Origin of the sequence: Paenibacillus sp. FSL R7-0128, from assembly GCF_038002245.1 — a bacterium.
In the GTDB taxonomy this organism is placed as follows: Bacteria; Bacillota; Bacilli; order Paenibacillales; family Paenibacillaceae; genus Paenibacillus_AQ; species Paenibacillus_AQ silagei.
On record NZ_JBBOCD010000001.1, the window covers coordinates 3,060,444 to 3,086,767 of the forward strand.

31 protein-coding genes are annotated in these 26,324 nt (G+C 53.2%); 26 read left to right on the forward strand and 5 right to left on the reverse strand.

The genetic code is table 11. From position 1 onward, the window contains the following. The first annotated feature begins 125 nt into the window (after positions 1-125). From NST26_RS12355 to NST26_RS12385, 7 genes are all read left to right on the forward strand, one after another. Positions 126-1,028: an ArsR/SmtB family transcription factor gene (locus NST26_RS12355; RefSeq protein WP_036729749.1), complete on the forward strand. Its 903-nt coding sequence runs from the start codon at positions 126-128 to the stop codon at positions 1,026-1,028. A gap of 167 nt (positions 1,029-1,195) precedes the next feature. Then, positions 1,196-1,384: a hypothetical protein gene (locus NST26_RS12360; RefSeq protein ID WP_339255790.1), complete on the forward strand. Its 189-nt coding sequence runs from the start codon at positions 1,196-1,198 to the stop codon at positions 1,382-1,384. Between the two features lie 217 nt (positions 1,385-1,601). Beyond that, a complete protein-coding gene (locus tag NST26_RS12365) occupies positions 1,602-2,189 on the forward strand; it encodes a putative ABC transporter permease (RefSeq protein ID WP_340953672.1) in 588 nt (195 codons plus the stop codon). Between the two features lie 406 nt (positions 2,190-2,595). Then, positions 2,596-2,841, forward strand: coding sequence for a hypothetical protein (locus tag NST26_RS12370; protein WP_340953669.1), 246 nt, complete (start codon positions 2,596-2,598; stop codon positions 2,839-2,841). Between the two features lie 55 nt (positions 2,842-2,896). Next, positions 2,897-3,373, forward strand: a complete 477-nt coding sequence (locus NST26_RS12375; RefSeq protein ID WP_339255796.1) for an NUDIX domain-containing protein — start codon at positions 2,897-2,899, stop codon at positions 3,371-3,373. Positions 3,374-3,407: 34 nt separating this feature from the next. Next, complete coding sequence (locus tag NST26_RS12380) at positions 3,408-3,797, forward strand: ribosomal maturation YjgA family protein (RefSeq protein ID WP_051478355.1); 390 nt, start codon at positions 3,408-3,410, stop codon at positions 3,795-3,797. Positions 3,798-3,917: 120 nt separating this feature from the next. Beyond that, positions 3,918-4,709, forward strand: coding sequence for a lipid II flippase Amj family protein (locus NST26_RS12385; protein WP_209875594.1), 792 nt, complete (start codon positions 3,918-3,920; stop codon positions 4,707-4,709). A 23-nt stretch (positions 4,710-4,732) separates the two neighbouring features. On the opposite strand, the gene NST26_RS12390 is transcribed toward NST26_RS12385, so the two are convergent. Next, on the reverse strand, positions 4,733-5,557 hold the full coding sequence (locus NST26_RS12390; RefSeq protein ID WP_340953665.1) for a hypothetical protein: 825 nt from the start codon (positions 5,555-5,557) through the stop codon (positions 4,733-4,735). Positions 5,558-5,856: 299 nt separating this feature from the next. Here NST26_RS12390 and NST26_RS12395 point away from each other — a divergent pair, with 299 nt between their 5' ends. From NST26_RS12395 to lepB, 9 genes are read left to right on the forward strand one after another with little or no spacing between them, the layout of a single operon-like run. Continuing rightward, entirely contained in the window at positions 5,857-6,858 is a 1,002-nt protein-coding gene (locus NST26_RS12395; protein ID WP_340953661.1) for a beta-ketoacyl-ACP synthase III, read from the forward strand. Continuing rightward, positions 6,848-8,065: an ATP-grasp domain-containing protein gene (locus tag NST26_RS12400; protein ID WP_340953658.1), complete on the forward strand. Its 1,218-nt coding sequence runs from the start codon at positions 6,848-6,850 to the stop codon at positions 8,063-8,065. The genes NST26_RS12395 and NST26_RS12400 overlap by 11 nt, the downstream gene beginning before the upstream one ends. Next, on the forward strand, positions 8,062-9,054 hold the full coding sequence (locus NST26_RS12405) for an NAD-dependent epimerase/dehydratase family protein (RefSeq protein WP_340953655.1): 993 nt from the start codon (positions 8,062-8,064) through the stop codon (positions 9,052-9,054). Before NST26_RS12400 ends, NST26_RS12405 begins: the two co-directional genes overlap by 4 nt. Then, complete coding sequence (locus tag NST26_RS12410; protein ID WP_340953652.1) at positions 9,051-9,905, forward strand: MBL fold metallo-hydrolase; 855 nt, start codon at positions 9,051-9,053, stop codon at positions 9,903-9,905. The genes NST26_RS12405 and NST26_RS12410 overlap by 4 nt, the downstream gene beginning before the upstream one ends. Next, the gene (locus NST26_RS12415; RefSeq protein ID WP_340979230.1) at positions 9,902-11,218 is read left to right on the forward strand and encodes a F390 synthetase-related protein; all 1,317 of its coding nucleotides are present in this window, start codon (positions 9,902-9,904) and stop codon (positions 11,216-11,218) included. Before NST26_RS12410 ends, NST26_RS12415 begins: the two co-directional genes overlap by 4 nt. Next, positions 11,215-12,360: a GNAT family N-acetyltransferase gene (locus NST26_RS12420; protein WP_340953647.1), complete on the forward strand. Its 1,146-nt coding sequence runs from the start codon at positions 11,215-11,217 to the stop codon at positions 12,358-12,360. Before NST26_RS12415 ends, NST26_RS12420 begins: the two co-directional genes overlap by 4 nt. A 46-nt stretch (positions 12,361-12,406) precedes the next feature. Continuing rightward, positions 12,407-13,279, forward strand: coding sequence for an SDR family oxidoreductase (locus tag NST26_RS12425; RefSeq protein WP_340953645.1), 873 nt, complete (start codon positions 12,407-12,409; stop codon positions 13,277-13,279). A gap of 33 nt (positions 13,280-13,312) precedes the next feature. Then, positions 13,313-13,714: a DUF4265 domain-containing protein gene (locus tag NST26_RS12430; protein ID WP_339313834.1), complete on the forward strand. Its 402-nt coding sequence runs from the start codon at positions 13,313-13,315 to the stop codon at positions 13,712-13,714. Between the two features lie 25 nt (positions 13,715-13,739). Then, on the forward strand, positions 13,740-14,237 hold the full coding sequence (lepB, locus tag NST26_RS12435) for a signal peptidase I (protein WP_340953643.1): 498 nt from the start codon (positions 13,740-13,742) through the stop codon (positions 14,235-14,237). Here lepB and NST26_RS12440 read toward each other — a convergent pair. Beyond that, the gene (locus NST26_RS12440) at positions 14,234-14,533 is read right to left on the reverse strand and encodes a Dabb family protein (RefSeq protein ID WP_340953640.1); all 300 of its coding nucleotides are present in this window, start codon (positions 14,531-14,533) and stop codon (positions 14,234-14,236) included. The two genes, lepB and NST26_RS12440, sit on opposite strands and share 4 nt — an antisense overlap. 81 nt (positions 14,534-14,614) lie before the next feature. Here NST26_RS12440 and NST26_RS12445 point away from each other — a divergent pair, with 81 nt between their 5' ends. The 9 genes from NST26_RS12445 (at position 14,615) to NST26_RS12485 (ending at position 22,480) form a co-directional block, all read left to right on the forward strand. Further along, positions 14,615-15,073 (forward strand): hypothetical protein, encoded by a 459-nt coding sequence (locus tag NST26_RS12445; RefSeq protein WP_340953637.1) that lies wholly within the window; start codon positions 14,615-14,617, stop codon positions 15,071-15,073. 251 nt (positions 15,074-15,324) lie between these two features. Next, the gene (locus NST26_RS12450; RefSeq protein ID WP_340953635.1) at positions 15,325-16,359 is read left to right on the forward strand and encodes an HD-GYP domain-containing protein; all 1,035 of its coding nucleotides are present in this window, start codon (positions 15,325-15,327) and stop codon (positions 16,357-16,359) included. A gap of 239 nt (positions 16,360-16,598) precedes the next feature. Then, a complete protein-coding gene (locus NST26_RS12455) occupies positions 16,599-17,339 on the forward strand; it encodes a GTP pyrophosphokinase (protein WP_076074027.1) in 741 nt (246 codons plus the stop codon). Between the two features lie 28 nt (positions 17,340-17,367). After that, positions 17,368-18,222, forward strand: a complete 855-nt coding sequence (locus tag NST26_RS12460; protein ID WP_340953633.1) for a Cof-type HAD-IIB family hydrolase — start codon at positions 17,368-17,370, stop codon at positions 18,220-18,222. Next, on the forward strand, positions 18,219-19,409 hold the full coding sequence (locus tag NST26_RS12465) for a glycoside hydrolase family 9 protein (protein ID WP_340953630.1): 1,191 nt from the start codon (positions 18,219-18,221) through the stop codon (positions 19,407-19,409). Before NST26_RS12460 ends, NST26_RS12465 begins: the two co-directional genes overlap by 4 nt. After that, a complete protein-coding gene (locus NST26_RS12470; protein WP_340980843.1) occupies positions 19,315-19,845 on the forward strand; it encodes a glycoside hydrolase family 9 protein in 531 nt (176 codons plus the stop codon). The genes NST26_RS12465 and NST26_RS12470 overlap by 95 nt, the downstream gene beginning before the upstream one ends. Before the next feature lie 20 nt (positions 19,846-19,865). Beyond that, positions 19,866-20,573, forward strand: a complete 708-nt coding sequence (locus NST26_RS12475) for an HAD family hydrolase (protein WP_340953627.1) — start codon at positions 19,866-19,868, stop codon at positions 20,571-20,573. Between the two features lie 19 nt (positions 20,574-20,592). Next, the gene (locus NST26_RS12480; protein WP_340953624.1) at positions 20,593-21,144 is read left to right on the forward strand and encodes a YfiT family bacillithiol transferase; all 552 of its coding nucleotides are present in this window, start codon (positions 20,593-20,595) and stop codon (positions 21,142-21,144) included. 562 nt (positions 21,145-21,706) lie between these two features. After that, entirely contained in the window at positions 21,707-22,480 is a 774-nt protein-coding gene (locus tag NST26_RS12485) for a cupin domain-containing protein (RefSeq protein WP_445323320.1), read from the forward strand. Positions 22,481-22,671: 191 nt separating this feature from the next. Here NST26_RS12485 and NST26_RS12490 read toward each other — a convergent pair whose 3' ends face one another. From NST26_RS12490 to NST26_RS12500, 3 genes are all read right to left on the reverse strand, one after another. Further along, positions 22,672-23,070 carry a MerR family transcriptional regulator gene (locus tag NST26_RS12490; protein WP_036729690.1) on the reverse strand — a complete coding sequence of 133 codons (399 nt, stop codon included), beginning with the start codon at positions 23,068-23,070 and terminating at the stop codon, positions 22,672-22,674. 37 nt (positions 23,071-23,107) lie between these two features. Beyond that, the gene (locus tag NST26_RS12495) at positions 23,108-24,562 is read right to left on the reverse strand and encodes an alpha/beta hydrolase family protein (RefSeq protein ID WP_340979231.1); all 1,455 of its coding nucleotides are present in this window, start codon (positions 24,560-24,562) and stop codon (positions 23,108-23,110) included. 106 nt (positions 24,563-24,668) lie between these two features. Next, positions 24,669-25,661, reverse strand: coding sequence for an acrylyl-CoA reductase family protein (locus NST26_RS12500; protein ID WP_340979232.1), 993 nt, complete (start codon positions 25,659-25,661; stop codon positions 24,669-24,671). 141 nt (positions 25,662-25,802) lie between these two features. On the opposite strand from NST26_RS12500, the gene NST26_RS12505 reads away from it, so the two are divergent. Beyond that, a complete protein-coding gene (locus NST26_RS12505) occupies positions 25,803-26,294 on the forward strand; it encodes a hypothetical protein (protein ID WP_340979233.1) in 492 nt (163 codons plus the stop codon). Positions 26,295-26,324 lie beyond the last annotated feature (30 nt).

The window sequence follows — 26,324 nt, forward strand, 5'->3', positions numbered from 1 at the left end:
TTAATGAAATAGCTAATCGTTAAAGCCCGTTTATGATTACATGATACGAATTACGGGGTATACTAAGCAATAACTAATTTCAGGATTAACTTAATAACTAATTCAAAGAGCGCGGAGGGCCACCGATGTATTTAACCACAGATTCTGAATCGTTGAAGGTCTATGAAGCACTTGCCAGTGAAGTGCGGCTGCGGATCATCGATCTGCTTAGCAGCGAGGAGATGCATATTAAGGAGATTGCAGCCAGGCTGTATCTCAGCAGTGCCATTGTCAGCTCGCATGTAGCGAAGCTGCAGAAGGCCGGCATCGTCAGCTCCCAGATGAAGCGGATCGACGGGGGGACTTATAAATTCTGCTCACTTTCCGCGAATTTCTTGCAGATTAAATTATCCGGGGCCAAAGGCATCGCCCGCAAAGTAGTGGAGGTCTCTGTCCCTGTGGGCCATTACACCGACCTTGCAGCTTCACCGACCTGCGGCATTGCCACAACGGAGAAGCTGATCGGGTATTATGACGACCCGCGTTATTTCCTGGACCCGCAGCGGGTGGATGCCGGCATTCTCTGGTTCGCCAAAGGATATGTGGAATATAAGGTTCCGAATTATCTGTTCATGGATCAGACTGTCCAGGAGATTGAGATTTCCATGGAGATCGGCTCGGAGGCACCGAGTGTGAACGAGAAGTGGCCTTCGGATATCTCTTTTATGATGAATGGCATTTCGCTTGGCAAATGGACCAGCCCCGGTGACTTCGGCGTAATGAGAGGCCGGCTGACTCCAGCCTGGTGGAAATCGGATGTGAACCAGTACGGGCTGCTCAAGGTGCTCAGAATTAATGCAGGGGGAACTTATATAGACGGCCAGCAGATATCGGCAGTTACCATTGATCAGGTGGGCTGGCAGCAGGACCAGTGGAGCTTCAGGTTCACGGCAGAAGACACCACCCGAAGGCGGGGCGGCTTAACGTTATTCGGGCGCGGCTTCGGGAATTACGAGCAGGACATTGTGTTTCGTGTGTATTACGAATAAGAGGGAGCAGTCTGCCGAAATGGCAAGTGATATGGAAAAGACAAGTGAATGGATAAGACAAGTGAAAAGGATCTTTGTTCACATGAGATGTTTGCAAAAGGGGTCTGCGGGTAACTATAACTAAGTAATCCAAATCGCGCACAACTTGCATACAAGGAGGAATTCACATGTCAGATCATTCCGGTAATGAGGCAGACATCCGCAACAAAGAGAATAAAGACGGGGATTCACTCGCAGAACGCAAAAAGATGGAGAACGGTGTGGATATTGAACCTGAAGCCGATGATTGGGAAGCCAAACCGGCCGAAACCGCTCATCCTGACCCGCTTCCTAAGAATTCGGGTGTAGGGGATTAAGGTATAAGGCATATGCACATAGCAGACTGTTCCTACTGGGGCAGTCTTTTTTCTGATATAGGGATTATGATTTCACCAGACGCAGGCCGACGGAGGTAATAAGGAGTCTGGAATGTATGCGAAAAACCGCCAGATATTCCCGTCATAGCATCCGGTTCCTGGAGGCATACTAGCTCTAATTGGAAAATTAATGGGACCGGAGGCGCGAATAACTACGATGACACCGTTACTTTTACAGCATAGTTACAGTGTAGTGGCTGCGGCAAGTCCCTATCTGTTCTGTTTCACTGTCTACTCGTTCCTGGGATGGGTCCTTGAAGGCAGTTATAACCTTTACAGCACCGGGACCTTTCGCAAAGAGGGCTTCCTCAAAGGGCCATTCAAGCCCATGTACGGCTGCGCCCCCTTGCTGCTGCTGGCAGCACATGAAAATAGGCTTCCCTTTCCGTTATTCCTGCTGCTTGCGCTGATCGTCCCTTCGGCGGTTGAGTTTATCAGCGGCTGGCTGCTTAAGAGAATCTTTCGTAGACAGTGGTGGGATTATTCTGAGATGCCGTTTCAGCTGCATGGGCATATCTGCCTGAAATTCTCGCTGTATTGGTGGGGACTGTCAGTGGCTTGCATCTTCGGCTTGCAACCGTTGGTACACTTCCTGTATCTGCAAATAGAGAGGGTATGGATGCCTGTACTGCCCGTGTTCCTACTTATATTCACAGCTGATCTGCTGTGGACGTTCCGCACCCGCCGCCGCGGGCTGCAACTGCTGGATCATCTGTTGGAGTCACCGGAGCTGGGCGAAGGTTGAAGACTTAGTGAAGAGTGGGAATATGAAAATCACAAAGAATCCAAAAATATCTCCGCCTTATGGCTGGAGATATTTTTGGGTTACATAACCTTTTGCTATCACAATTGTGCGTCAGACAAGGAATATCATACAACCATGTCAAATATAGTGCTAACCCAGTTTATTCATAAACCGTGGAGCGGGAGGGCACATGAACAACTTTTTCAACAAATACAGTCGGGCTATTATAATTCTTGAAACGCTACTTATTGCGGTACTCTCACTATTGCTGATACGGGAAGTCAACAAGCCAGCCCCTCTGGTCAGGGACCAGCGGAACTTGATTACGCATTTTGATCAGCTGGATTTGGACAGAATTACAGAAATGATACATAGATTTAAGGAAGGTAAGGGAGATAACCTCACCATGCTTCAGTGGGGTGTTGACAGCGGGCCGTATATTCATGATTTCTACAACGATGGCAGGGTACTGCACTGGACGGTGGACAACAGCCGGGACTGGGCAGGCGACGGCGGGAAGATCGAATATGTGTGCAGAGCGATCCGGCTTGCCGAGACCGAGGAGTTCTATAATGTTGAGCTGACGGATTGTGAGAATCAGCCGGGTGATTTCGTGGTTCATCCGATTTCTTTCCGCAAGGATGAGCTATAGGCTGGAATTAACAATGATATAGGGACCAATTGAAATCAAGTCAGGAGGAAGCTTCATGTCAATATCTGAGTATTACCGGGAGCTGCGCGGGAAGGCCGGCAACGGGCTGTTAATGATGCCGTCCGTAGCGGCTGTAGTAAGAGATGAACAGGATCGGATTCTGCTGATCCGCAAAAAGGATGAAACCTTATGGGGCCTGCCGGCCGGAGCGGTTGAACCTGGAGAGACCCCGTCCAGGGCGCTGCGCAGAGAGGTGTTCGAAGAGACCGGCTTAATGGTTACGCCTGAACAGATTATCGGCGTATTCGGCGGTGAGAAATTCAGATATGAATATAGCAACGGGGATCAGGTAGAGTACACGGTTATTGTATTTGAATGTGTCATTGTTAAAGGCCAGCTCAGGAGCCTGGACGGGGAGGCGGAAGAGCTGAGATTCTTCAAGGAAGATGAACTGCCCGGGCTAACAATCCCTTATCCCCCGAAGCTGTTCATGCGGGATGCAGCTGCGCCCAGGAAGGTTATATTTGATTGAAGGTTGTATTTGATTGATGAAGGAGTAGTTACGATTGCTGATTTTGAATTTACAATCCAGAATGATCTACTGCGGTGCAGTACTGCTAGCTGCCCTGCTGGGTCTTGCGACCAGGGCATACGGGAACCAGTTGCCGCACTTTGTCAGCGAACACTTTGGGGATGCGATCTGGGCAGGGATGATTTACCTTGCCTCCCGGGTGCTGCTGATCCGGCATCCGCTATGGATGTCGCTTGTCCTTAGCCTGTGCTTCAGCTTCGGAATTGAGTTCAGCCAGCTCTATCAGGCAGAGTGGATTCTGCATGTGCGTGCTACAACCCTTGGCAGCTTGATTCTCGGCCACGGCTTCCTCTGGATTGATCTGGTCCGGTATACAGCCGGAATTCTGTTCTGCTGGACGTTAGACCAAATCTTACAAAATTGATTCTGGATTATATAGGAAGAAGAATATATATTAAGTGAGGCGATCCGGTCTGTAATAATCTGGAACAAGAATGCCGGTCATCTGCCGAATGCTGCCTGATTTGGAGATGAGTAACCGTAAATGACGAACAGCTTATTAGTGGTATGTCTATTGACTCTGATTATTCATACGGCGGAGACCTTGTCGTATTCGGTGCGTTTTGCCGGAGTGAAGCTGAACAAGATCGCCATCGCCTTATCCCTGACCGGAATTATCGTGCTGGTCTCCAGAACCGCAAATATGGTACAAGGCCCCTTAACGGCGAAGTTCGTAGATTATGCCAAAGCTGACGACAGCTTCCCGCTGCTCAACTATTTGCGGATTATTATGCTGGCTTCTTCACTGGGTACATTGATCGCCATCGCCTTGTTTCCAACCTTCGTAGGACTGTTCGCAAGAGTAATTTCCAAGCTGGAGATCGAAGGATCTATCCCTAAGCTGCTGACGAGTGTAACAGTCAGCCAACTTAAGAATACGCGCAAATATATCCGCAGACCGAAGGTCAGGCTGAGCAGCTTCCGTTATCTTGGAATTCCCAAGCGCTTCATTGTGATGAATGTCTTCGTGACGGCCTTCTACACGGTTGGCGTACTATCCTCGATGTATGCGGCCAAGCTGTTGCCGGCATTCAGCACTACTGCTTCCCAGGCATCGGGCCTGATTAACGGGATAGCAACGATACTGCTGACGGTGTTCATCGATCCGCAGCTGGGAATCATCACCCATAAGGCAACGGAGAATGTGGAATACCGTGACCAGCTCGGGAAGATCTATGTACTCTTGATGGGCTCGCGCTTCCTGGGATCTCTGCTGGGGCAAGCCCTGCTTGTACCGGGAGCCTTCATTATCACCTGGCTGGTGAAGCTGCTCTGACCCTGATGAATATGCTGCTTCGGCTACTTCGGCAGCTTAAGCTCTGCGGCACGGAGCGCCGTGCTGATCTGTTGCTCCCAGCCGTACAACTGTCCGGCCATAGTACGGATCTCCTTCATCCGGTTATAAGACAGCTTCATTGCAGCCGCAGCCTGGGTAGCGTCTCCCGCCTGGACCGCGGCTTTGTAGCGCTTGTCGGCCTCGGTTCTCTCTGATAGTGCGGCTGAGAATAGCTTGTTCTGGGCGGCAATCTGCTTCTTGAGCAGGGTGATGGGGGCAAGGGCATCCTTAGCCGGCTTGTTCTTCGCGGCAGTTAAAGCTTTAGCTTCTGCCAAGGCTGAGGTGGCCTTCTTCACTTCAGCCCGTGCTGCGGTAGCAGCAGCCTTAAGCTTATTGCGCTTCAGCTCAAGCACAGTGGCACTCTTCAGATTGCTTACCTTGCGGGCAGCGGTGATCTGTTTGCTGAGAGCAGTATACTGGTCCAGGAGCGGAGCATGCTTCTTCTGCACCGCTTCCGAGGCAGCCTTAAGCTTGGCGAGCTGGGCAGCATTAGTGGCTTGAAGCTGCTTGTTCACTGCGGCAAGTGCGGCGTTATTCTGCTTGCGCAATTCCTGATTCCGCTGGAGGTCAGACTTCAGCGATGCCTGTAGACCCGTATAGTCTGTATACAGATTATGAATTTCGTCCAGCGCAGCATCCCAGCCGGAATCGGCAGAGACACCGGACAAGGGAGATGTACAAAGTGACAGCAGTATCACCAGCACAAACAGCCTTCTTACAACTCTTCCCGAGAAAGGTGTAACAACTCCCATACCTCTCCAATTCGTTAAACCCGTGAATTTAAACATTGCATTCAGCTCCTCTGATTGTTCATTTGGTAATAGACACAAAGAAGCACCTCCAAGAAAGGCATGAACTGCCTGTCCTGCGAGGTGCTTCTCCCGCTTAATATGTGTTACCTGTGCATTTACTATAACCCCGGTGAACCTGCATAGTCAAGCATTTTTAGGAACATTAGTTCCTGTAATGGGATATTTATCTTCTTTTTGTATATGACTCTGCCGGAAAATCTAGTAGAATATATCTGTAGTTTACAATATTATATAAAGTTCGACATCTTGGTACTCACACGAATGGGAGATGCATTATGCAGCTTAGACATGTGAAAATAAAAGGAACAGGCAAATATTTGCCGGAGCGTGTAGTTAGTGATGCAGAGCTTGATCAGATCCTTGGCACAACACAGGGCTGGGTGAACAAAATCACCGGCGTCGGTACCCGCCATTATGCCAATACAGATGAAACCGCCTCCTTCATGGGCGCAAGAGCTGCTGAAGCGGCCCTCGCCGATGCAGGCCTCAGCTTCAGTGAGGTCGATTGTCTGGTGTGTACGAGCGGAACCAAGGAGCAGCCGCTGCCGAGTACCGCCGTGTTCATTCAGCAGGCCATGGGGCAGGCTGATTCCGGTGTGCCGGCTTTTGATATCGATGCGACTTGTCTCAGCTTTCTGGTAGGGCTTGATGTGATGTCCTACATGGTGGAAGCGGGCAGATATAAGAATGTGCTGCTGGTGGCCACTGAGATTGCCTCGGTGGGGCTGAACTGGCAGGATAAGGAGAGCTCGGCCTTGTTCGGTGACGGAGCGGCAGCGGTAGTGATCGGGCCTGCGGAGACCGGTGATTCCTCGCGGATACTTCATGCTTCGCTCAAAACCTACAGCAGCGGTGCACGTTATTCGGAGATTGCCGGGGGCGGGACCAGACTGCATCCCCAGAATTATACAGCCGAGGATGCACTGCCTTATCTGTTCCATATGGATGGACAGGCTATATTCCGCAAAGCGTCCAAGCTGCTTCCGGATTTCATTGCTGACATGCTGAATGCCACAGGCAATAAGATGGACGACTTCAGGCTGGTCATTCCCCACCAGGGCAGTGCAATGGCGATGCGTCTCCTTCGTAAAAAGCTGGGAATTGCCGAGGACCGCTTCCTCGACAATACCGCAGGCCATGGCAATACGATTGCTGCATCCATTCCGATGGGGCTGCATGAAGCTATCCGTCAGGGCCGGATAACACGCGGAGACCGGATCATGCTGATCGGCACAGCGGCTGGGCTGTCTCTGGGAGGCATGATTATTGAGTACTGAAGCCCGGCGTATTCTGATTACCGGCGGACGCGCCCCGGTAGCCCTGGAGCTGGCAAGGCTGTTCAAGGCGGCAGGCCACCAGGTATATGTGGCAGAAAGCGCCGAGTATCATCTGTGCCGGGTATCCTCTGCCGTCGAGGCCAGCTTCCGGGTGCCTGCCCCAAGGCATCACCCGCAGGCCTATGTCCAGCGGCTGGCAACGTTAACGGAAGAACTGGGCATTCACTGCCTGATTCCGACCTGCGAGGAGATATTCTATATCTCTGCCGGTCTTGAGCATCTGACGGGGTGCCGCGTACTTACGCCAGACCGGAGTATTCTGGCCGGGCTGCACCATAAAGGGGAGTTCATGATCCTGCTCCGTTCGCTCGGATTCAAGATCCCGGACACGGTGCTGATCAGCAGCGCAGAAGAGTGGCGGAGAGCCGTGATGCAGGCAGCGCAGGAGGGAGAGCAGCGGGTCTACAAACCTGCATATTCCCGCTTTGCCTCGAAGGTCATTCTCCCGGATAAAAGATCCGCTTCAACTAATCCGCATAACCGCGTTCCGGGAGAAATAGAGCCTCCAGCCGGACTATCGGCCGGGGCTCCCTGGGTATCGCAAGAGTACATTCAAGGCAGAGCGGTTTGTACGTACAGCATACTTCACGAAGGCACAGTTGTGGCGCATGCTGCTTATGACAGCAGGTACAGGACGGGACGCAGCGGGGCCAGCGTGTATTTTGAACCGTTGGAGCATCCTGCGGCCCTGGAATGGGTACAGCGGTTCGCCGCAGCAACCGGCTTCAGCGGCCAGATCGGATTCGATTTCATCGAACCGGAGAACGGGACGCTGTATCCAATTGAATGCAATCCGCGCGCTACAAGCGGGATTCATCTGTTCTCGCCGGAGGAAGGGTTGACGGAGGCGCTGCTGAATCCCGGTCTGCTCGTGCAGAGCGGAACAGTCATTGTCCCGCGTTCAGCCCGCACAGCCATGCTGACGCTGCCCATGCTGGGCTGCGGGCTGAAGCCGGGACCCGGGGGCTTCGGCAGCTGGCGGCAAGCGCTGCTTGGAGCAGCAGATGTGGTCTACCGCAAGGATGACCGCCGCCCTGCCCGCGAGCAGTTCCGCATAGTATACGCCGCCTGGAAGACAGCCAGGCGGCACCGCATCTCGATCACAGAGGCGTTAACTGAAGATATAGAATGGAATGGTGAGGCATGACCAAAGCGCTGGTAACAGGTGCAACCGGATTTCTTGGACGGCATACCGCCCGGAGGCTGGCCCGGATGGGCTGGGAGGTCTACGCGCAGGGACGCAACCCGGAGCAGGGAAAGCAGCTGGAGCAGGAAGGTGCAGTGTTTCTGGCCGGGGATCTGCGTGACCCGGAGACTGCCTATGGCTTTTGCCGGGGAATGGATGTGGTGTTCCATTGTGCAGCCTTGTCGTCACCTTGGGGGAAGTACAAGGAGTTCTATACATGCAATGTGGAGGCTACAAGCCATATAGTTGAGGGGTGCAAACGTCATGGCGTAGGAAGGCTGGTTCATATCTCCACGCCCAGTGTGTATTCCAGCCAGCGGCCCCGCTTCGGCATCCGGGAGAGTGATCCGCTTCCCGGCCGGCCGGCCAATGCCTATGCCGCAACAAAGCTGATCGCCGAGCAGGTAGTCCGGCAGGCAGCGAGAGAAGGGCTTACCGCCTTCATGCTCCGGCCCAGAGCCATATTCGGCCCGCTGGACAACGCCCTGTTCCCCCGGCTGCTGGCAGCGAATGAGAGCAAGGGGGTGCCGCTGATGAATGGCGGAGCGGCCAGGCTTGATCTCACCTGCGTAGAGAATGTAGTCGATGCCATGCTGCTCTGCTGTGAAGCCCCGGTGTCTGCTTCCGGCAGCGTCTACAATATTACTAATGGTGAGCCGCTAAGGTTCGAAGAGCTGGTCACCCGGCTATTCTCACTGCTCGGGGTTCCGCTGCACACCCGGCGATTGCCCTACCCGGTAGCTTATACCGCAGCGGCCTTAATGGAGGGGATCTACAAGGTGCTGCCTATTTCGGGTGAGCCGCTGCTGACCCGTTATTCTGCAGCCGCACTCGGTATCTCCCAGACACTGGATATTACACTGGCCCGCGAGCAGCTGGGTTATCAACCGCGTATAACAACAGACGAGGGACTTCGTGCCTTTGCAGAATGGTGGAGGGAACAGCAATGATTACAGAAATTCCAGTTGAATTATCTATACTGTCTGCGGGCTATTGCCTGCATCCCGAGCGTCTGACGCTGCGTGGAGGCACACTGAAGCCGGTTGCCTTCCCGGCAGGTTACGCCCTGATCCGGCATCCGGAATACGGTCCCATCCTGTTCGATACAGGCTACAGCGCGCGTTTCTTTCAGGAGACAGCTAGTCTGCCAGCTTCTCTATACCGCAAGATTACTCCGGTTGTCTATAGAGAGGAAGAGAGTGCAGTGCGGCGGTTGCAGGCAGGGGGGATCTCGCCGGAGGAGGTGCGGTATGTGGTGCTGTCGCATTTTCATGCCGACCATATCGGCGGGGTAAGGGATTTCCCGCAGGCACAGTATATTTATTTGCAGAAATCTTACGATGCCGTAAGCGGGTTGGGTCCGGTGCGGGCGACGAAGGCGGGATTCCTGCCCGGGCTGCTGCCGGATGATTTCAGACTCCGCTCCTTCCCTGTGGATGAAGCTTCAGCGAAGCGTGCGTTGCCGCAAGGCCTCCCGTTCACGGAAGCCTATGATTTGCTTGGAGACGGCAGCCTGCTGGCGGTTGAGCTGTCCGGCCATGCCGCCGGGATGATCGGCGTATTCGTCTCCACCTCCCAGCATGATTATCTGCTCTGTGCAGATACGGTCTGGTCGAGCCGGGCATTCCGGGAGAACCGCAAGCCGCACCTGGCAGCAGGCTTGATCATGTCCAGCCGCACAGAATACCACCGCAATTTCGAGCGGCTGCGCCAGCTGCATGAACAATTTCCCCTGCTTCGGATTGTGCCCAGCCATTGCCGCGAGGCGCTTGCGCACTGGGGAACGGGAGGTGTGACATGAAGCGGATAAGGCTGGTAATGACCCATTACATTCTCACCAAGTGGGGCAGACGCTGGAAGAACCGGGCAGCAGTCGAACAGTGGCAGGAGAAGCGTATCCGGCTTCATGTAGAGAAGGTGAGGCAGCGTTCGAAGTTCTACAGGGAGCTGTGGGCAGGCATTCCGTCCAAGGAATGGCGGAGTTTCCCGGTGATCGGGAAGCCGGAGATGATGGAGAATTTCGATCAGCTTAACACTGCGGGTATTACGAAGGGGCAGGCCTTTGCCGAGGCCTATGAAGCGGAGAACAGCAGGAACTTCAAGCCTACGCTGCAAGGCGTCACCGTCGGGTTATCCTCGGGAACCTCCGGCAACCGGGGGATTTTTCTCGTTGGAGAAGAAGAGCAGGCTGCCTGGACCGGCACGGTGCTGGCAAAGCTTTTGCCGGGTGGACTGTGGAAGCGGGCGAGCATTGCATTTTTTCTGCGGGCAAATAGTAATTTGTATGAATCCGTGAAGCAGGGAAGGCTGCAGTTCCGGTATTTCGATCTGCTGGAGCCGCTTCCCAGGCTCTTGACCCGTATGAAGGAGTACCAGCCGGATATCTGGATTGCACCGCCGTCCATGCTGCGTCTGCTGGCTGAGGCACAGCAATCGGGTGAGATGAATCTGCATCCCCGCCGGATCATTGCGGTTGCGGAAGTGCTTGACCCGCTCGACCGGCAGCAGATTGAGCAGACCTTCGGGCAGAAGGTGCATCAGGCTTATCAGTGTACCGAGGGCTTCCTCGGAGCTACCTGTAGTTACGGAACATTGCATCTCAACGAAGATATTGTACATATCGAAAAAGAAATACTGGATGAACAATCACGCCGGTTCGTGCCTATCGTGACCGATTTCTCCAGAAGTGTGCAGCCCATCGTCCGCTACCGGCTGAATGATATTCTGACCGAAGCGGCAGAGCCGTGTCCCTGCGGTTCACTGTTCACGGCCATTGAGCGGATCGAAGGACGCTGTGATGATATTCTGTATCTGCCCCATACGGCAGACGGCACGCACGTTACGGTATTCCCTGATTTCGTTACCCGGGCTGTGCTGGCAGCTTCCGCAGACATTGAGCATTACAGGGTCATCCAGCACAGCCTGACTGAGCTGGAGATCTCCTATCGTACACGGACCGGCACCGATCAAGGCACGGAGCAGCAGATTACAACAGAGCTGACACGCTTGTTCGCGAGGCTGTCCTGTATCCCTCCGCAGCTGACTTTTACCGCTTACAGCTTCGTGCCCGGAACTGTGAAGCTGCGCCGTGTGGAGAGGGGCTGGAAGCCGTGAAGAACCGGGTAACGCAGTATGACCGCGATTCTGTTGCCGGGTTGGACTGGCCGGATACGGAGTACGGGCGGTATGCCCGGGAGTACCTTACACCGCTGCTGGAGCGGGGAGCGCAACCTTTTATCGATAATGTGAGTACAACTGTTAAGGTGCTGACCATTGATGGTCTGCCGGTTCCGATTACGGTCAACGAAGCAGACTATGACAATTCGTATGTATGCTCACCCTATACCCACTATGTCAGCTATGCGCGTGAGGAGCTGGCGCTGCTCAATAACCGGCTTCTAGAGGGCCTATTGTCGCTAATGCTCTCAGGCATGGGCTGGATGCTGCGACAAGCACGGTTCAACCGGGTGGTTCAGGTGAATAACTGGCTGCTATCCACCAATCTGTATCCTGCCTTAAATGCGGAACAGCTGACGGCGATACTGGATTACCTCCGGCAGACTTATCCGGGTTATACCTTAATGTGTCGTTCGCTTAGCCGGGAGACTTCGGGAGAACACATTGTCAAATTGCAAGGATATGGCTGCAAGCTGGTTCCAAGCCGTCAGATCTACCTGCTGCATCCGAATACCTCCGGCTCGAAGGCCAGGTGGCTGGTCAAACGCGACAGGAATCTGCTGGCGAAGCACGGCTATACTGAGGTGGGCCCGGAGGAGATCACACGGGAGGACATTCCCCGGATCGTGGAGCTGTACAGACTGCTGTATATCGATAAATATTCGACCTATAATCCGCAGTTCACCGAAGCCTATATTGCCCTGGCGCTGGAGCGACGCACCTTGCAAATCTACGGTCTGCGCAAGGAGGGAAGGCTGGATGCGGTGCTTGGCTTCTATGAGCGGGAGGGAGCGATGACTGCGCCATTATTCGGTTATGACACAAGTCTGCCTCAGTCTCTAGGACTCTACCGTATGCTGTCCGCCGTCCTGATCGGGCTTGCGGGCAGCAGAGAACTATTACTGCACGAAAGCTCGGGCGTCGGCCAGTTCAAGCGCAACCGGGGAGCGGCCGGAGCCACCGAATATTCGGCGGTGTATGACCGGGGCACCTCACTGCTCAACCGCTGCGGTTGGTCCTTCCTGGAGCTGCTGCTCCGGCGGATCGGCATGCCGCTTATTCAGAGGCTGAAGCTGTAGGCGGATTCATAACCTGTTAACTTGAGAAAAATGAAAGGGGTGTCCCATGAACAATAATTTAGTCCAGCCCCAAGGAATTGATCCGGTTGCGCTGGTTACAGGGACCTCCAGCGGATTTGGGCTGCTGACCGCAATTACGCTGGCCCGCAGAGGGTACCGGGTCATTGCCACCATGCGGGATCTTGGCCGCAGCAAGGAGCTTGTTCAGCAAGCTGAACAGGCGGGGGTACGGGAGCGCATTCATTTGCTGGCACTGGATGTCACGGACGAAGCTTCGATTGCATCTGCTATTCAGGAGAGTCTTGAGCTTGCCGGCAGAATGGATGTGCTGGTGAACAATGCTGGCTTCGCCGTAGGCGGATTCGTGGAGGAGGTCAGCATGGAGGAATGGCGGCGGCAGCTGGAGACCAACTTTTTCGGACTGGTTGCCGTAACGAAGGCGGTGCTTCCCCACATGCGGGTCCAGCGCAGCGGCCTGATCATTAACGTGAGCAGTGTCAGCGGCCTGAGCGGATTCCCGGGCTATGGTCCGTATGCCGCCTCGAAGTTTGCGGTGGAAGGGTTCAGCGAGAGTCTGCGCCAGGAGATGCTCTCTTTTGGCGTCCGCGTTGTACTGGTTGAACCGGGCTCCTTCCGTACCCCCATCTGGGACAAAGGGATTACGGGGATGCACAGAAGTGAAGGCTCCCCGTATCACACCAGGCTTGAAGAGGTGCTGCGGTACTCCCGGCGGGCGTCCGAGACGGCTCCCGATCCGCAGGAGGTGGCTGATCTGATTGGAAGGATCACTGCCTTACGTGCGCCGAAGCTACGCTATCCTGTAGGCCGGGGCTCGCGGGTGCTGATGATCGGCAAGGCCCTGCTTCCCTGGAAGGTGCTCGAGGGCATCATTTCGAGGTCACTTCGGGCGATGAAATGATAGCATGACAGAACAGAATTGAGGTGGAGGCTTTTGCCGGGAACGGTTGGATTACATATATGCTTTGATGAGCAAGGCCGGGAGATTGAGGTGCTGGATGTGACCCGGGTCGACAAGGATATCTACCGGATTGAGGAGACGCCGATTTTCAACCCGGGGATTGCGCTTGGCGATATTATCCGAGTGAGTGAGCGTGAGGGGATCGCTTATTACGTTGAGACGGTGAAGAAGTCCGGACTTGTCCGGTATGCCTGGCTGCTCAGCAAAGAGGCGGCGGCTTCCGGCGAGATCCGCAGCTTCACGGAGCGGGTTACAGAGCATGGGGGTAGATGGGAGCAGATCTTCGGCGGCCTGCTGGTGATTTATCTGCCGAAGCACTCTCTAGTAGACGCGGAGCTGGAAATGTCACAGATTATTGAGCATTTTGAAGGTTAATTATACGAATCTGAGGTGAAGGAAGTTGAAAAAATTCTTGAAGCAGTGGGTGCCGAGTATTGCCATTGGCATTATTCTATCCCTATTTATCCGTACTTACGTAGCAGAAGCAATGCGTGTACCTACCGGCTCGATGATTCCGACGATAGCGATTAACGACCGGCTTGTGGTAGACAAAATGCTCTGGAATACCTCGCTGAAGCATGGTGATATCGTGGTGTTCCATCCGCCGGTCGCTGAAGATGCGCATAAAAGATATGTAAAACGGCTGATCGGACTGCCGGGCGATGTGATTGAGATCAAGGAAGGCACCCTGTATCGTAACCATGAGGCGGTCGATGAGCCATACCTGCAGGAAAAGATGACCTATAGCTTCGGGCCGGTCACCGTTCCCGCAGACCAGTATTTTTTCTTGGGCGACAACCGTAACGTCAGCTATGATGCTCACCTATGGGAGACTCCGTTCGTAGACAAGGATGCGCTGATCGGCAAGGTGCTGTTCGATGTGAACCAGTTGTTCTAAATCGGGTAGTCGACCACCACAACGTTCTCCAGAATTCCGTCCAGCATGGACACGAACTTCTGATGGGCCGGATGCGGCCCGTAGGCACGCAGGGCTTCCTGATTCTCAAAGGTCACGCGGAGCCCCAGCGTATAGCCGTGGACATTCTCCTGCTCCTCGGTTACATTAACGCCTGCTGTAAGGTCAATGATGCCGGGGATTTGCTTTTTCAGCGCCAGCAGTGCTTGTAACAGGGCTTGCTCCTGGCTTGGTTCGAATTGCTCATTGAAGCGAAAGATGACGAGATGCTCATACATAATGGAATGATCCTCCTTGGACAAAGTGTCGGACTGCATTAGCGATTATACTACAAATTAGCCGGATGGAGGTTGAATACGTTGACCGGAGATTCTCTAGCCATAACCGACCGAATCAAAGCGCCTAACCCTGTTAGAGTCTTGATAGGTGTGCTAATTCCCATTATTATTCTGAGACTGCCCCCTAACCCCGACCCGGATAGACATTTCTATTTAAACTACATCATACAGGTATGGGTTGGACTCAGCATCGCGGCCTGCCTCTTCATTCTCATCAACGCGTTGCGTAAGGAAGGTCAGCTTCAGTGGGGGACAGATTCGCTTATTATTCGCAAAAAGCGCATCTCCGCGCAAGGGATTAAGGCCATTTACATAGATGGTCCGATAGTAGGAATATTGCCTGCTGGCAAACGGATTGTCCCGGTTAATCTCTGTTTCAGGTTCACAGAAGACACGGCAGCGGGAAGGAAGAGACTAATGAACTGGGCGGAAGAGAACGAAATTAGGCTAAAATACAAGAGATTTGTCAGATGGCTCTGAACAGAATATGGAAAGGCGTCTAAAGACAGGGATTCTATAGCACTAGATTACGGGGAGTTTGTGACTTTGACCGGATTGTTACTTTACCGTCTGTTGACTATGATCAAGTGGAGCATAACGGAATATTCCTATCAAGCGGAAACAGCTTGGCCGTCCTTTCAAGGACGGCACGTTTCAGCGAGAAATAGAAGGATAAGTTACCGTGTGAAACCTGTAAGTTCTTATATTTAATACAAAAGGGGTGCTGGTACTTGAAAGTACATGTCACGGATCTGAAGCACGGTGATTGTCTCATGGCAGACACTTTCAATGGTGTAGGGCTGCACGTTCTCCCCAAGGGGACTCGTGTGGAGCGGGAAGAGATTAGTATCCTGATCCGGCACAAAATTGATTATGTCGATATCGAGCCGCGCAACGGGCTGTATACGGACGCTGAACCTGCGCCCAGCCACGGGCTGCACGATGATTTTGATCTCGCTATTTTGAATTATGAAGCGATTTTTCTGGAAGCCTTGACGAAGGGCAGCTTCTCGCAGTCTGCAGTCGATGATACGTTGAAGCCGCTTCTGGAGACCTTGGAGGGGCAAAAGGATGTTGTCTCCCTGCTGCTCCTGCTGGACCGGGATGACATCGATACATATCACCACTCATTACAGGTGGGCTTATTATCCTATTACATTGCAGCGTGGATGGGTTACTCCAAGGAGGAGCGTTACCAGATCAGCCGTGCGGGCTATCTGCATGATATCGGCAAAAGCCAAGTGCCACTATCGATCCTGAACAAGCAGGGTCTGCTGACGGATTCCGAGAAGGATGAGCTGGCGCGCCACACCTTCTATGGCTATGATCTGATCCGCGGCTCCCAGATGGACGAGGTTACCGCGCTGGTAGCTCTACAGCATCATGAGTACGAGGATGGCTCAGGCTATCCCAATCAGCTGCTCAAAAAAGAGATTCATCCATACGCCCAGATTGTTTCGGTAGCCAACATCTATATGTCGCTCACCACTTCTACTGCGAACCGTCCCAAGCAGGGGCTGGTTACGGTGCTGCGCAAGGTGCATGAGATGGGCTTCGGCAAGCTGAATGAGACGGTGGTGCAGGCATTGACCGGGCATTTACTGCCGAGCTTCGTGGGCAAGAATGTACAGCTCAGCAACGGAGAAGTGGGTATGATCGTCATGAACAACCCGCTGGACCTCTTTAAGCCGCTGGTAAAAGTAGGCGAGGGCTTCCGGGATTTGTCGCGTGAACGCAGCCTATCCATCGATGAAGTGGTGAACTGAATAACCGGATGAAGAGGCGCTGTCAACAGCGCCCGCTTCTAAAGAACGGCCAGACTGTCCTTTTGGACGGTTTGGCTTTTTTTCGTAGGCAGAGAGAAGAAAGGAGGTTGCACGCAGGAGTTCCGGTGACCGGAGGAAGGTTTGTGTTCACGTCATAGATTGGCTATGATTAATGAGAGATGGAAGAGTTGTATGGAGATTATAGTCATTCTGTACAGCAGCACAAAGGAGAAATGAAGATGCATACCGACAACCAGTTAGAGAAATTGAAGCAGCTCAAATATGAGCTTACCCGCTTTATGATGATTTACAAGTTCGCTCTTGCCGAGATGGAGACCAAGATTGATATCCTCAAAGAGGAATTCCAGCTGCTTCACGACTATAGCCCGATTGAGCATACCAAGTCCCGGATCAAATCCCCGGAGAGCATTATGAAGAAAATGCTGCGCAAGAACAGTGAACTGTCCCTCCCGCAGATCAGATCCAGTATCAAGGATATCGCCGGACTGCGGATCACCTGTTCATTCATTTCGGATATTTATCAGGTTAGCGCCATGCTGCAGAAGCAGGACGATCTCAAGGTGCTTGAGGTTAAGGATTACATTAAAAACCCGAAGCCCAACGGTTATCAGAGTCTGCATCTGCTTATCGAGGTTCCCGTATTCATGTCGGACTGTCAGGAGCATGTCTGTGTTGAGGTACAGATCCGCACGATTGCTATGGATTTCTGGGCCAGTCTGGAGCATAAAATCTTCTATAAATACAGCCAGGCGGTTCCCGAGCATCTGACCCGTGAACTTAAGAATGCGGCTGACAAGGCGTACGAGCTCGATCTGCAGATGGAGCGGCTGCACCGTGAAATTAAGGAAATCAAGGATTCGCAGGAGGACGAAGATCCATTCTCCGAGTTGCGGGATATGATTCTTAACAATCAACAGTTCAGTCTGCCGGATAACTTTGTTAAGCTGTTGAAGGAATAGATGATGGAGGGTGGTTGTTAGAAGGCTCATGCATAGAAAAGCCTACGTTACTGATCTGGATGGAACGCTGCTGAACTCGGAACAAAAGCTGTCTGCATACACTATACAGGTGATTACAGAAGCGATGGAACAGGGAATGATTATCAGCTTTGCAACAGCAAGAGGATTTATCAGTGCTGACAGCGTAGTGGCGGATATTCCCTGGAGATATCCGGTGATTCTTTATAATGGTGCACTTATCTATGACAGCGTAGCACGTAGGGTGATTGACGGCTATTGGCTTGATCCGGCTATTTCCGGGGAAATTATAACGCTGGGCCGGGCTTATGGAATTACCCCTTTCCATTTTCTGCTGGATGGAGCAGGCAATGAGCGGGTGTTGTATGAAGCTCCTACCCGGACTGGCGATGTGGAATTCTATAATTCCCGTAAGAATGATGTGCGTTTCCGTGAGGTAGAGATGCTTGAATGCCCTGCCGGGCACCGGACCGTTGTAATGACTTTTATAGGCAGGATGGAGGAGCTGGAGCCTCTTCACCAGAAGGTACTTGAGCGCTTTGGCGCAGAAGTTCATATTCATTTTATGAGGGATATATACATAGAGGAACATTATTTTTTGGAATTTAGCCATCCGAATGCGAATAAAAGTCAAGGGCTTAAGCTATGGGCACAGCATATGGGGCTTCTTGCCACGGAAATTGTGGTGTTCGGCGATCACTTGAATGATCTGGGGCTGTTCGCTGCTGCCGGGACGAGTGTTGCCGTTGAGAATGCCCAAGAGGAGCTTAAGGCAGTTGCACATGTAATTACAGCATCCAATAATGATGATGGTGTAGCAGTGTTTCTGGCGGAGACTATGAACAAGGGAGCGGTTACAGGATGAGTGACAAGCGTCTTCGTACCATTGTAGTGAACCAGGCGGGATATTCAAGCGGAGGAGATAAGCTGGCTCTGTTCTCCGGGGACACCCTCGGATATCATGTAATTGACACAGGAAGTGGGGATGTGGTATTCACCGGACAGACGGGAGCTTATATTGAGGATAAGCCCAGCGGCTGCCGTGTGCGCAGCGGAGATTTCTCCGCGCTTACCTCACCCGGAAAGTACCGGATCGAGGGGGCGGAGGGTGAACAGTCCGCTGCATTTGTTATTGCAGACAAGCCGTATAAGGAGCTGCAGCGGGGATTGCTGAAAGCCTTCTATTACTACCGCTGCGGCGTGGAGCTTGAGGGAGAGTATGCGGGAGCCTGGGGGCATAAAGCCTGCCATCTGGCAGAAGGTACAGTCATCGGCCAGCCCGGGTCGAGACTGGACAGCAGCGGAGGGTGGCACGATGCAGGAGACTATGGTAAATACTCCGGTCCTGGAGCGAAGGCCGTAGCGGATCTTCTTTTGGCCTGGGAGCTGTATCCTGCAGCGTTTGCTGGTGTACATACACTACCGGAGAGTGATGGCAGCCTGCCGGATGTCCTGCTGGAATGCACCGTGGAGCTGGATTGGCTATTCAAAATGCAGGAGTCCGGCAGCGGAGGAGTCTACCACAAGCTGACCACAGCGCATTTCCCCGGACTTGATGTGATGCCGGAGGAGGATACTGGGGAGCTGTATTTCTCGCCGGTCTCTGCGGCTGCTACCGGGGACTTCGCCGGTGTGATGGCTATGGCGGCACGGATCTACAAGCCGTTCGATGAGGCATATGCGGCGCGGTGTCTGGAAGCCGCGTGGGCTGCCTGGAGCTGGCTGACTGCGCATCCGCATGTGCCGGGCTTCACCAATCCGCGAGGGATTACCACAGGGGAATACGGTGATAAGGTAGACAGTGACGAGCGCTTTTGGGCAGCGGCAGAGCTATTCCGCACGACAGGAGATGAACAATTCCACAGTGCTGCTCTTGAGCTTGCCAAGCTGCCGTTACCCATAATACAGCTTCGGCTGGGGGGATATGGGCGGCTATGGCACACTGGCTTACCTGCTCATAGGGGAAGCAGGTACGCTGCCATCCTTGTATGCGGAGCTAAGGGAGGGCTTGCTGGCAGAAGCAGACCGCCTGCTGCGGCAGAGCCGTCATGACGGCTACAGAATCTCGCTGCTGGAGCAGGATTATATCTGGGGCAGCAATATGCTGGTCATGAACCATGCCATGCTGCTGCTGGCAGCGGAACATTTCAGCGGGGAACAGGAATATGCTGCATGTGCTCTGGATCATCTGCATTACCTGCTGGGCCGCAATGTGCTGGGAATCAGCTATGTGAGCGGGTTCGGCGAACACGCGGTCATGCATCCCCATCACCGCCCTTCTGTGGGCGATCATGTGCTTGAGCCGGTTCCGGGCCTGGTGGTTGGCGGCCCGGACCGGGGACTGCATGATGAATATGTGAAGAAGCATTTGCGGCGCAAACCCGCAGCCCAGTGTTACGCGGATCACGAGGACAGTTATTCCACGAACGAGGTAACGATCTACTGGAATTCACCGGCATTGTTCGTGACGGCAAGATTCAATTGCTGATCAGATAAGGAGACGGGCCCATGCAGTCATTCAAAGTGATTAGTCTGGATATGTTCCAGACCTTGGTGAATATTGAGAGCAGGCGGGCAGAGGTCTGGAGGCCGATTCTCCAGCAGAAGTTCAGTGAAGCAAGGGCACTCCAGCTCGGTAAGCAATTGCTGAGCCGTTATTATGCAGCAGCCTGCGAAGCCCGGGAGGCGGGTACTTTTATCAGCAGCAGAGAGATTTATTACAGAGGGTTTCAGAGCGTATTCCAGGAGTCCGGCTTGGATTACGATTGCTGGCAGGCAGTGGATAACCTCTTTGCCCAGCATCGGCTGTCTGAAATGTACGCTGACACCGAGACTTTCTTACAGCGCATATGCCGGGATTATCAGGTATGTATTGTAAGTGATACAGATGATCTTATGCTTCCTGAGTTCTACCGGAATTATCCCATCTCGCTGTTCACTTCGGAGACGTATCAGTCGTATAAGAATGACACGCATAACCGTATGTTTACTGAGGTGATAGCCCATTATGATGTGGAGCCGGAGCAAATTATCCATATTGGAGATTCTGCGTCAGATATTCTTGGAGCAGCCAGAGCCGGAATCAAGTCCTGCTGGCTTAACCGGAACGGACAGCCCTGGGAGCTGGAAGTGAAGCCGGATGTTACGGCGGGAACACTGGAAGAGGCCTATGCGCTGTTGTCACCCGAAAATGGTATGATATCCAAACAACAATAACAAAGGAGCTGTGAGCGAAATGAACGACAATGTGGAAGAGCAGGAGCTGGAGTTGTTAAAATACCCGATTGGAAGATTCGCCGCTAAGGGGAACCGGACAGCAGAAGTGCGGGAAGCATCGGTTGCGGTCTTTAGGCAGTTGGCAGAGGAGTTGCGGGCAGCAGTAGAACCGCTAACGGCGGAACAGCAGCAGACCCCGTACCGGCCGGGCGGCTGGACTGTGGTTCAGGTCGTGCATCATCTCGCCGATACGGGCATGTATGCATACCTCCGCTTCAAGCGGGGGCTGACGGAGGAAGCACCGCAGGTTCCAAGCTACAGACAGGATCTGTGGGCGGAGCTGAGCGATTCTTCCAACGAACCGGTGGAATCCTCACTCCAGCTCATCGGACTGCTTAACCGCAGATTCGCGAACTTACTGGAATCCTTGCAGCCTGAGGACTATAACCGGACCTTTGTAAGCGGTGGTCTTGGTGAGATGACACTGGATACCGCAGTGGAGAGGTACATCTGGCACAGCCGCCATCACATCGCCCAGATTACAGCATTGATCCAGCGAAGCGGCTGGTAAAGGACAACTTTGGTTTACCATGAACAGACGGAGAGGGTGTTTACCCGCCGTCTTTTTATTTTGTCCGGGACCTGAAAAGGGTGTGGAGGCCCGGCGAGTATACGTGGAGTCTGGAGTGTATACGAAAAACCGAATACAATGGGCGTGGTGTCCCGAATGTATGTGGAAAACAGCATACATTGGGGCAGATACGGGGCCTCCGGTCAAAATGTATACGGAAAACAGCATACATTCGGGCGGAAGTGGGGCTCCGGGCAAAATGTATGTGGAAAACAGCATACATTCGGGCGGAAGTGGGGCGCCGGTCAAAATGTATGATGAAAACAGTATACATTCGTGAGGCTGCGGGGCATGTGAGACGTTATTCCTTTTATGGTTGCAGCCTCATCCAGCCCAGCCCGTCCGCCCAATCCATTGTCGAATTGACCTGTCCAGCTAATTATTCGGCTTAAGGGGCAAATTTACTGTGCGGCGGAGCTATTCATCGTCACCTGGGCATGGGCGGATACATATCCTATAACCAGAACGATAAAAAACGGCCCCGAGGAAAGGACGGATTTGTGTGACCTCTTATACGGACTATACGTCGCCCAATACACAGTTTACGTTTGATATGAACGGCAACACCTTATTCAAGAAGGATGACTGCAATTATATCAACGTACTGGGCATCAAAAATCTGAACACCCTGGAGAATACCTCGCTGCTCGATATCTATCTCAGCAGATCCAATGTGGTCGAGCCGCATTATCATCAAAATGCCGCTGAGCTGGTGTATTGTATCTCGGGCGCGGCTGTGGTGTCGCTGATCAACCCGTTTACGAACGAGTTGCTGCATTTTCCGATCACCCCGGGCCAGGTTGCCAATGTGCCGCAGGGCTGGTGGCATTATGAAGTGGCCACGATGGATTGCACCCATCTGCTGGCAATCTTCGATGCTCCAACACCGGAGGTCATCCTCGGCTCGGATCTTCTGAGCTTAACTCCGGCTAATGTGCTGGCACATACCTACTGCCTTAATGAAGCGCTGGTTAAGGAAGCACTCGCTCCGGTGAAGCCACAGACCTTCATTGGTCCGCCTGCGGATTGCTGTCCTCCTGTGAAGGCGGCAGCCGAGAATATGAAGGGAACCCACATCGCTCCTGCCAATATGACGCCGATGATGGCTAATGCGAACATGCCGCCTTACATGCACCCGCAGCAGGCTCCGCAATCCTTCGGATACCAGCCGATGACGGTACACGGTTATTATGCTCAGCCGTATGCCCAGCCCTACCGCCAGCAGCAATACGTCCAGGCTCCTCCGCAAGCAGTGCATGAGGCGGGAGCCGAATAACAGAAATCCAGAGGGCACAAACGGCAGCGTATTCTGTGAATGCAGAATGACGCTGCCGATTTTTTTGCAAATATAAGAAATTATATGTTTCACATGATAACTTATCCTTCTATTTCTCGCTGAAACGGGTGCCATCCCTGAAAGGACGGCAAAGCCGTTTCTACTTGGATCCAAGAAGGGATAGCTTGTCTTCAATGATGCTGATCTGGAACCTGGAAGGAACGCAGATAATTCTGAATATCCTCCTGCGGGGTCTCAAGCAGACCGGCCAGCATGCTTTGAATAGCGTACAGGGCAGCAACCTTTTCGTCGATTTCGGTGATTTTGTCGCGGACGAGTTCCTTTAAGGTATCTTCATCCATCTTCGAGCCGAGCAGGGCAAGCGCCGCCTGGATTTCTTTCAGTGAATAGCCCAAGGACTGGGCATCCTTGATGAACTTCAGCTTCACCAGAATATCTGCAGAGTAGATCCGGTATCCCTTAGCGGTCCGTTCCGGGGCTGGCAGGATGCCGCTGTCCTCATAGTAACGGATGGTTGCCGCACTCAGCCCCGCCTGCCGCGCCAGCTCACCACGGGTCATTCCCTTCATCTGGCATTACCTCCTGTATTTTGATATCTATCTACTCCTATGGTCTCTTGTGCGTGTAGGCCGGTTCAAAGGTTACTTCCGGGTATTCGGCCGATGGACCGTTCAGCAGCGCCTGCGGCTCATCTAGCAGATACTGATCGAAAAATGACCGGACATAGGTTCTGCTTATATCTACAGTATGCACCGGATCAAGGCCATTGGCGAATAAGGAGGGCGACAGCAGGGCTATATCCGTAAAACTTTGGTGAATGAAATGATCGACTGTCAGATAATAGGTATCCCGGGTGCTGCGGCTCATAACTGATTTCAGATCCGGCGTGAATTCTTCATAGATCAGGGGATCTGTGCTCGCTTCGGGATGTGCAAGATTCTGCGCTGTCGTGCCGGACATCACATACATAAAAGGCTGTGTCAGCCCTTCATGGGCAACCTTACCCCAGAACCCGCCCTCCAGACTGACACCGGCCTTGAACCGCTTGTCCTGGGCTAAAGCTTCGGCGGTTGTCGCCCCTCCGTAGGAATGGCCGAAGATACCTGCACGGCTGAGATCCAGCCTGGCCTGGAACAATCCATTCGGGTCTTGGGTATTCCAAGCTGTCAGGGTGTCCAGCACAAAGCTGGCGTCCGCTGCACGGATGGCAATTCCGCTCACATTGTAGTTGTAGAGCTCTGCGGAAGTATCGAACTTCGGATCAGGCATGTAGTAGACCGAAGCACCGTCCGGGTAAGTGACCTTGGCTGAGGTGTAAGGATGATCGATCCCTACGACAATATAGCCGTGGCTGACCAATTCTTCGATAATCGACATACTCTGGAATCTGGTGGAGCGGATTCCCGGCGAGAACAGCAGGACCGGATAGCTGGGTTCTTGTGCCGATAGCTTCACTCCGTCTGTAACATGAGTCGGAATATCGGTCACATGGCTGAATAGCTGCTTCGGCAATCCGAATACAAGGCTGATCGCTTCGCCCAGTGCTGAGGGGTAATGCTCCTTAGGCTTACCCTCAGTCTGGTCAGGATCGGCCGGATACCATACATTGACCATCAGCTTACGTTTGCCGCCTTCCTCAGCGCTCAGCGTCTCGTCACGCTGCTCATCGGTAAGCTCGCGTGCGATCGTCCCGACGGCATATTGCCCTGTTGGCTCAGGTTGCGTGAACATCGGCAGCAGCCTGGACGCATAGACGGATACTCCTGAAAGAAGGAGGATGCATATCAGCAGCAGACTTTTCCATAACTTCGCATACCGCTTAGGCTGGCCCGATCGGGGACGCCTCACAAGTCTGAATCCGAGTATGGTCACCAGCCAGAGCGCTGCGGCGTAGGCCGGAGCCATCTGGATACGGTAATTCTCAAGCACCCCATGCAGCGCTACAGCCATAACGACAGCCAGCAGCATAAGGGTATTCAGCCCCCAGTTTTTCTTGGCCCCTATCATTCCTGCTGTAACAGCCAGAATCACCACAATGACTATAATCTCAAATATTCTCATTTGTACTCCCTCCAACTCTATTCATCTGGAATAACTAGAGTATAAAGGTTGAAGTATACTTCAGGGTCAAGGCTTAAATTATAATCTATGGTAGAATCAAGTTAGATTAGGATAAGCGGACAAGCACCCGGCCCCGGGTGCCCGACTGGAGAATATCCTGAAGCGCCGCAGGCAGCTCAGTCAGGGAAATCTCACGGTCCACCAGCGTATCCAGCACCTCCGGCTTCATGTCACCTGCCATTCGCTGCCAGAGCTTGGTCCGTGTCTCCATAGGGCAAGCTACGGAATCGATGCCGAGCAAACTGACTCCGCGCAGGATAAACGGCAGGACGGTAGTCGAGACATCCGTGCCAGCGGTTAAGCCGCTTGCGGCAACTGCGCCGCCGTAGGCGATTTTGCTCAGGACAGCAGCAAGCGGCGCACCCCCGACTGAATCTACTGCGGCCTGCCAGAGCTGCTTGTCCAGCGGCTTCACCGCAGTGCCCGCGACCTCTTCGCGGGAGATCACCTCAGCAGCACCCAGCTCCTGCAAATATCCGGCTTCTTCTATTCTGCCGGTACTGGCAGTGACCAGATAGCCCAGCTTCGCCAGGATGGCGGTTGCCGCGCCTCCGACACCGCCGGTGGCACCGGTTACGAGCACTTTTCCCTGATCAGGGGTCATTCCTTGAGCTTCCAGCGCCTGCACAGACATCGCCGCCGTGAATCCGGCCGTGCCGTAGATCATTGCTTCCCGCAGCGTCAAGCCCTCCGGGAGTTCAACAACCCAGTCCGCAGGGATACGGGCGTATTCGCTGAAGCCGCCGAAGTGGGAGACGCCGATCCCATAGCTGGTGGCAATGACAGACTGGCCTTCGCGGAAGCGGCTGTCCTTCGATGAGACTACCGTCCCTGACAGGTCAATCCCTGGAATGAACGGATAATTTCGCACAATATTTCCATTCGGGATACTTGCCAGCCCGTCTTTATAGTTTACACTGGAATAAGCTACCTTAATTAACACTTCACCGGCGGGCAGTTCCTGCAGCGATACCGGTCTGACCTCTACGGAGAATGGTTCTGTCTTGTCCACTACCAATGCTTGAAAAGGGTTCCGCATATCTTCTCTCTCCTAATTCGTGTTATATTTGTTTGGTTCAAAGATAAGAATCCATAGGCTTCGCGCCATTACTATTGTGCCCTGTCAATTAAGGAAACACAATGATATCCTACACTAAATGCTTACAAAGGAGCGTTCATAATGAGAGTGAAAATACGTAAAACCGTGCTTACCGCAGCAATCTGCCTCGTTCTGGGCGGGGGAGCGCTATACGGGTTCGCAGCATCTGATTCCGCCACAGCGGTACACCGGCTGCGTCTAAGTGAGGACGAGCCTGCGCGGTATTTGCAAGGGTTGGAGTCTGTGACTCAAGATCAGCTGGAGCTGTCGCTTGGCGATCAGAGTCGTCCGGGTAATTATATCAGCATCCCTAATCATACAGAATTGCTATGGAGGAAGCCGGTGCCGACTCCGGCAGGTGAAGGGGAGCTGATCAAGTTCGTACAGGGGGGAAGCGCGGTCTATCCTGCTCCTGAGGTTACTTATTATTGGCTGTGTTATCAGCGTCCGGGCCAGAGTGACAGCGATAATACGCTAACCTACTATATAGAAGCGAAAGTATTGGGGCAAGATGAAGAAGCTGCGGAAGCAGAGCTGCTAAAGCTGGCTGAGGATTGGGAAATTCCCGGTTAACCCGGATTTAATTGTGAACAACAAGTGAAC